Raw genomic sequence first — 6,249 nt, forward strand, 5'->3', positions numbered from 1 at the left:
TTCGTGACTCCCTCGTTGGTTGGAGACAGGGGTGCGGCTCTACTCCTCAATGGTGCCACACGGCTCCCCCCTCTCGCCATTGACGGGTTGTGAACACATCGTCACACCTCCGTCAAATCTGTCGGGGCTGCCTGGAGGGCAGGGCCACGTTGCGGCGGAATCAATCTGTCTGATGAACGTTGGCTCTGAACGCGCCGCATCTGCTTCTGCTGTCGAGGGTGAACGGTCGTCGCTTGAGGGGGGGGTTGACCGTCGGGTGCGGTCGTCCCTCGGGGCTGTTCTCGGTCACGCCGAGATACTGCTCGAGGCGCCTCCAGTTCCGCTCTCGCCCGCGATTCGCGCCGGCGTGGAAGCCGTGCATCGCCTGGCTGCCGATGCGCTGCGCTCGCTCGATTCACTCGCCGCGACATTCGCAGGGGGTGACTCGGAGCCCCGTCTGGCTGAGCTCCTGCGCCGTCAGCTTCGCCTGCCGCTTCGCACAGTGGTGGCGAACGCCGAGACTTTGCTCGAGGACATCGAAGACGAGCGTTCCGAGCGGTTGCTGCTCGACGTCCGTCAGATCGAGAAGGCGGGACGCTCGCTGCTCTCCTATCTCGATGAGCAGACCGGGCGCGTGATGACGCCGGGGCGCTCGAGCACGGTCGAGGCGTGCGCCCCCGATGGAGGGGGAGAGCCCGTTGAGGGCCGCCCCGGTCGCATTCTCGTGGTTGACGACAGCCGCACCAACCGTCTGGTACTCACGGCGCATCTCGAGGCCGAGGGCTATTCTGTCGTCGCGGTGAGTGATGGGAAGGATGCCCTCGAGTCTGCGCGGAGTGGCGCTGTTGACGTGGTGCTGATGGACGTGGTGATGCGGGGCATGTCGGGGCTCGAGGCGTTGCGTCTCCTGCGGTTGCGACACTCTCTCACCGAGCTGCCGATCATCATGGTGACCTCCATGGCTGAATCTGAAGACACGGTGACGGCGCTCGGACTCGGCGCCAATGACTATGTCACCAAGCCCATCGACTTCCGCGTCCTGGCGGCACGCATCCGCACGCAGATCTCGCTGCGGCGCGCCACAGAGCAGGTCCAGGCGCTTGCATCGGCGCTGCGGACCCGAAACGAGTTCATCCGCGCCACCATGGACCGGTACCTGAGCACGCAGGTGGTGGAGAACCTCCTCGAGACACCGGATGGTCTCCGCCTCGGGGGCGAGCGGCGGGTGGCGAGCATCTTGATGAGCGATCTGCGAGGGTTCACGGCGCTGACCCAGGCGGTTCCCCCGGAACAGGTCGTGCGCATCCTCAATCGCTATCTGGGCACCATGAGCGAGATCATTCGTGAGTTCGACGGCACGGTTGATGAGTTCATCGGCGACGCCATCCTCGCGCTGTTCGGTGCGCCGATGATGTCGCCTGACGACGCCGAGCGCGCGGTGGCCTGCGCCGTGAAGATGCAGCGGGCGGTGGAGGCGATCAACCGTGCCAACCGTCAGGACGGTCTGCCGGAGATAAAGATGGGGGTTGCCGTGAACACCGGCGAGGTGATCGTGGGGAACATGGGGTCGACCCAGCGGGCCAAGTATGGAGCCGTGGGCAATCCCGTGAACATCGCCGCGCGCGTCGAGTCGTACACGGTAGGCGGGCAGGTGCTCATCACCGAGAGCACGTTGCGCGCGGCCGGGGAGATCATTGACGCCGACGGGCCTCGCACCCTGCAGGCCCAGGGGTTGCGCGTGCCTATCGAGGTCTATGAGGTGCGGGGCATTGGTGGGCGCCACGACCTGTCAGTTCCTCGTCAGGAGATCCCGCGAGCGGGTCTCTCCCGCCCAAGGCAGGTTCGCTGCGCGCGCATGCGTGAGAAGCGTCAGGACGGGGAGGAGTTCGTCGCCGAGATCGTTGCGCTCTCGCGAGACGATGCCGAGATCTCGTGTCCGGACGCGGTGCGCCCGCTCGAGACCCTGCGCCTGCGGTTCTGTGACGATGCCGGTGCTGATGTGGCCGGAGACGCCTATGGCAAGGTTCTCGAGGCGCAGCCAGAGAGCGGCCGCTTCGTCCTTCGCTTCACGGCTTTCGACCCCTCGGCGCACGCCTGGCTTCTCGACGCCCTGTCACGCATTGAGAAGGGCTGAGCGCTCCCCCTGGTCTCGCATCGATGACGGTTGGTAACATACCGGCAACCACTCCCGATCCGGCTTCTACTATCATCGAAGGTGAGCATGTCTTGGGAGGGAGAGGTCACGATGTCGCAGCGCCCTGTCACGGGTCTCACGACGTTTGCGCCGGTCAGGTCGACGTGGACGGGTCAAGCCGACCTGCATCGCGCGGGTAGCCCCTGCGCAACGGGCCCTCAGTCCGCGCCTCTCGATCAGGCGCAGATCTCGACGGCGGCGTCGGCTTCCCCGACACCCGTGCACGCACGCACGCATTCGCCTGTGGTGGGATATCTCATCGACAAGGCAAAAGATGTTGCCACCGCTGCGGCATTGACGATGCTCCATCCGCTCACATTTCCCCAGACCCTGCTCTCGCTTGTCATCTCGCTGGGTTCGACGGGCCATCGCGTGAGCGGCAGCCTCGGGTTTGCGATGTACGAAGACGCCAAGGGCCTCGCGAAGACCCTTGGCAACGTGCTGCAAGACCCTGGTGCGTTCACGCCCGGCTTTCTCTCGTTCGGGTTTGGTCACGTCTCAGACGAACTGTTCGTTCACGAGCAGCAGCACTACTTCCAGAGCCTGGTCACGGGTCCGCTCTACCTGCCGGGGCTGGCCTTCGAAGCGCTGCGGGCCACCCGGGAGTGCGGCGCGAACTCGACCTGCATACACCGAGTCAGCCGCTTCGAGATCGACGCCGCGCTGGCCGAGCGCGTGGGGCCGCATTTCCCCTTCGTCGATCCGTCGGTGCCTGCCGTCGCGCAGGGCGCATCGCCCGGGCGCACCTGACGCCACCGCTCAGACGGGGCGTAGCGCGACCTCGACCCGGTTGCGGCCGCCGTTCTTGGCGCGGTACAGGGCCTCATCGGCGGCGCGGAGCAGGCGAGAGGGGTCTCCTCCGGCGCGGTCGTTGGCCGCCACACCGATGCTCACGGTCACGGGGATGACCCCATACGCTGTGGTCACAGGGTCGCTGGCAATCGATTTGCGAATCCGCTCGGCGGCCGCATAAGCCATCTCGGTCTGGGTGTCTGGCATGACGATGAGGAACTCCTCGCCACCGTACCGCCCCGGCTTCGACGCCTGGCGAATGGTCTCGCGAACCCGGCCCGCCACGGCTTTCAGCACCTCATCGCCGGCCTGATGGCCGTACGCATCGTTGATCTTCTTGAAGTGATCGACGTCGGTGAGGAGGAGGGCGAAGGCTCCGCGGCCGCGATTGGCCTTCTCGGCCACCTGTTCGAGCTCGTCCATCACCGCCTTGCGGTTGAGCAGGCCGGTCATGCCGTCGTGCGTGGCGTCGAACAGGAGCCTCTCGGTGGTCTCCAGCAGCTGCTTCTGCCCCGCGCGTGACACGAGAACCCCACCCGCGAAGGCGATGGCTTCGAAGGCAAACGTCAGCAGAGCGCCGCCCAGTCCGAGGGTGAGCGCTCCGACCGCGCAGCCCGCAATGACGCCCCCGAGGGCCAGGGCACTCGCCATCTGCGGCTGGTTCATCACGATGTTGTCGAGGGGGCCCAGCCCCACGGATCGCTGCACAAGCACGGCAGCCGTCGGAGGCGCCTCTTCCGCCGGTGGAGGTCCGAACAGGGAGGCCAGGCCTTTCACGAGCGGGTTTGTCTCAGCGGGCTCCTCGACGTAGGGGGCGGGAATGCCTTCAAAGATAGGACCGCTCGACACGGAGCTCGCCGACTGTACGATCTCGGGCTGGCCGATGCTTTCCGGGCCACCGCCGCCGAGCCGATTGCGCGCGACGCTCTCGCCCGCCCGCAGCTTTGGGGCGTGCTGTGACTCGGTGTCGTGCAACCGGTTCGATATGTTGCGGGGATCTTCGATGTGCACGTGTCAGCGGCGCTCCTCACGCGCGTGGCGGCTCGCCTGCCGAGCCGGCGGGTACGGCCTTCCGAAAGGCCAGTCTGGCGGACGTCTTCTGTGATGATTCACTGTGGATCTTCGAGTCAGGGAACAGGTGTCCTGCGCACAGGCGCCCGGGTCGAGCCTGATGTTGCTGGCCCGTTCACGCGGCTCGTGACCGAACCGCCACGCGGTGCGCGCCTCTTGGGCACGAACATGGGGCGTGTCCCCCACGGTGTTGTGGTGGACAACCGCGTGTCCCCCACGGTGTTGTGGTGGACAACCGCGTGTCCCCCACGGTGTCGTGGTGGACAACCACGTGTCCCCCACGGTGTCGGGGTGGACTTCAGCTTGCGGGGTGGCCTCGCGGCATGTTAACAGGCCGGCAATCATATGTTAACATCGGTAACGTGCTGTTCTCCCGTTCGGGTGCGCGTCGGCGTATCATGACAAGGAAAGGGACGAAGGGGCGATGAGGCGGAGTTCACGATGAGCGGCGATCACGACGAGTCTCACCTCGATGCGCTCAAGCGGGCTCTGCGAGACCCCAGCGAGGCGCTGTGGCGCGCGGCGTGCGCCGAGTTGGCGACCCTTGCTGTAGACGAGTATCTCGCGCGTGAAGAGATACAGCGCCTCGCGACCTGTCCCAATGCGGAGCTCCGCCTGCGCGGCATCCACGCGCTGGCCTACCTGGCCGAGCAGTGCCCGGAAGAGGCGCGTCAGATCTTCTTCGAGCTCCTCGAAGAAGAAGAGGCCGAGACCGATCCTGTCTTCACCGAGGCGCTCTTCCAGATCGTGGCCCATCTCCCGCCGCAGATGGCCTGCCACATCGTCGACGACCTGTGCGACGATGGCAGGGAGACCGTGAGATCTGCGGTCGCGGGGGCCTTGCTCTCGTTTCGCGGTTGGCGGCCGGGCTTGGTCGTCGACCTCGCCCGTGACCCATCCGATCAGGTGCGGTGCACGCTGGCCCTCACCCTGGCTTCAGTCGAGAAGACCGCAGAGGTGGCTCAGGCTCTCGCGATTCTCGAGGCCGCTCCGGAGCCGCATGTGCGCGCGTTCGTCGCGGAGGCTTGCGCCCCGCCCAGGGTCGCGCCCCCGCGCGCGTCGGCGGGGAACGCTGCACCTGCTACCGTGGGATTGCTTCGCGGCGCGTTTGATCCGCGCCTCACGTCTTCGCGCCTGGCCGTGCTCTTGCGCGATGCGCCCTGCTCTCCTGCCCTGGCGGCAGAGGTTGAAGAGGTCTTCGCGCTTCACCCGCGTCACGCGGGCGAGGTGATGCTGCCGCTGATCGAGACTGTGGGGCTGCCCTCGCTTCTCGGCCAGCTGGTCTGGATGGCCAGGGACCCTGAGGTCGCTGCGCTGTGCCGCATCCTGCACCCGCTGTGCGCTGCGTTTGCAGAGGTCTCCGAGCACACGCCACGGCTTCTGCTCGAGGCCCTCGAGGGACAGCAGGGCCTCCATACGAGCGCATTGCGCGATGTCGCGGGGCAGTGTGTATCGGCAACGCGGGCGAGCGACGTCGATGCCATCATCCGCTGGGCGTCGACGGCCGATGCGAACGCGCTGACGCCCCTCGTGCAGATCGCGGAGGCGCTGCAAGAATGCACCGACCTGGCGCTCCTCAGTGAGGTCCACGCGAGTCTCCCTGGCTTTGCGGCGCGTCTGGAGGCAGAAGAGCCTGTGCTGCATCGACATCTGATGCGCGCCGTCATCGGACGCTGGGGCGATGTCATCGATTCGTCGCTCGAGGAGATGGTCTCGGAGATGACGTCTTGACGGACGGGATCGAGGCGATCGGCGCAGCTTCTTCTCCCGCGCCTGCGGCGGCGGCCACACCCGCCGTGCAGACGACGAAGGTGACCGCTTCTGCGGGCACCGCGTCAGCGTCTCACGACTGGGGACGTGATCGCTTTCACGCGACCGAGTCGGCGGAGCCTGACGCCGCATCTCACGGTGGGGGAGCGTCCGGCTCGGCGGCAGATCATTTCGCCTGGGCGCGGGACGGCCACGAATCGGCTCATGATCGCGCGGAGAAGGCGATCACCGGACGTTCCGACGACGAGACCGAAGCCCCCGATTCGTCTGACACGAAGTCGCACGACGAGAAGTCCGACAAGAAGTCGCACGATCAGAAGCACGACGCGAAGTCACACGACGAGAAGCCAGAATCGAAGTCGCACGAGAAGAAGCACGACGCGAAGTCGCCCGACAAGAAGCCCGACGCGAAGTCGAGCGACAAGAAGCCAGAATCGAAGTCG

Annotated in this window: 5 protein-coding genes; 4 read left to right on the plus strand and 1 reads right to left on the minus strand. The window is 66.3% G+C overall.

The features are described 5' to 3' along the window. Positions 1-49 precede the first annotated feature (49 nt). Together EB084_17485 and EB084_17490 are read left to right on the plus strand one after the other, a co-directional pair. Entirely contained in the window at positions 50-2,113 is a 2,064-nt protein-coding gene (locus EB084_17485) for a response regulator (GenBank protein ID NDD30051.1), read from the plus strand. 279 nt (positions 2,114-2,392) lie between these two features. Next, entirely contained in the window at positions 2,393-2,923 is a 531-nt protein-coding gene (locus EB084_17490) for a hypothetical protein (GenBank protein ID NDD30052.1), read from the plus strand. A gap of 9 nt (positions 2,924-2,932) precedes the next feature. Here EB084_17490 and EB084_17495 read toward each other — a convergent pair whose 3' ends face one another. Beyond that, complete coding sequence (locus EB084_17495) at positions 2,933-3,976, minus strand: GGDEF domain-containing protein (protein ID NDD30053.1); 1,044 nt, start codon at positions 3,974-3,976, stop codon at positions 2,933-2,935. 501 nt (positions 3,977-4,477) lie between these two features. Between EB084_17495 and EB084_17500 the strand changes: the two genes are divergently transcribed. Both EB084_17500 and EB084_17505 read left to right on the plus strand, forming a co-directional pair. After that, the gene (locus EB084_17500) at positions 4,478-5,767 is read left to right on the plus strand and encodes a hypothetical protein (protein NDD30054.1); all 1,290 of its coding nucleotides are present in this window, start codon (positions 4,478-4,480) and stop codon (positions 5,765-5,767) included. Then, on the plus strand, positions 5,764-6,249 hold a 486-nt coding region (locus EB084_17505), incomplete at its 3' end, for a hypothetical protein (protein NDD30055.1). The genes EB084_17500 and EB084_17505, both read left to right, overlap by 4 nt.

This window comes from Pseudomonadota bacterium (assembly GCA_010028905.1).
GTDB lineage: Bacteria > Vulcanimicrobiota > Xenobia > RGZZ01 > RGZZ01 > RGZZ01.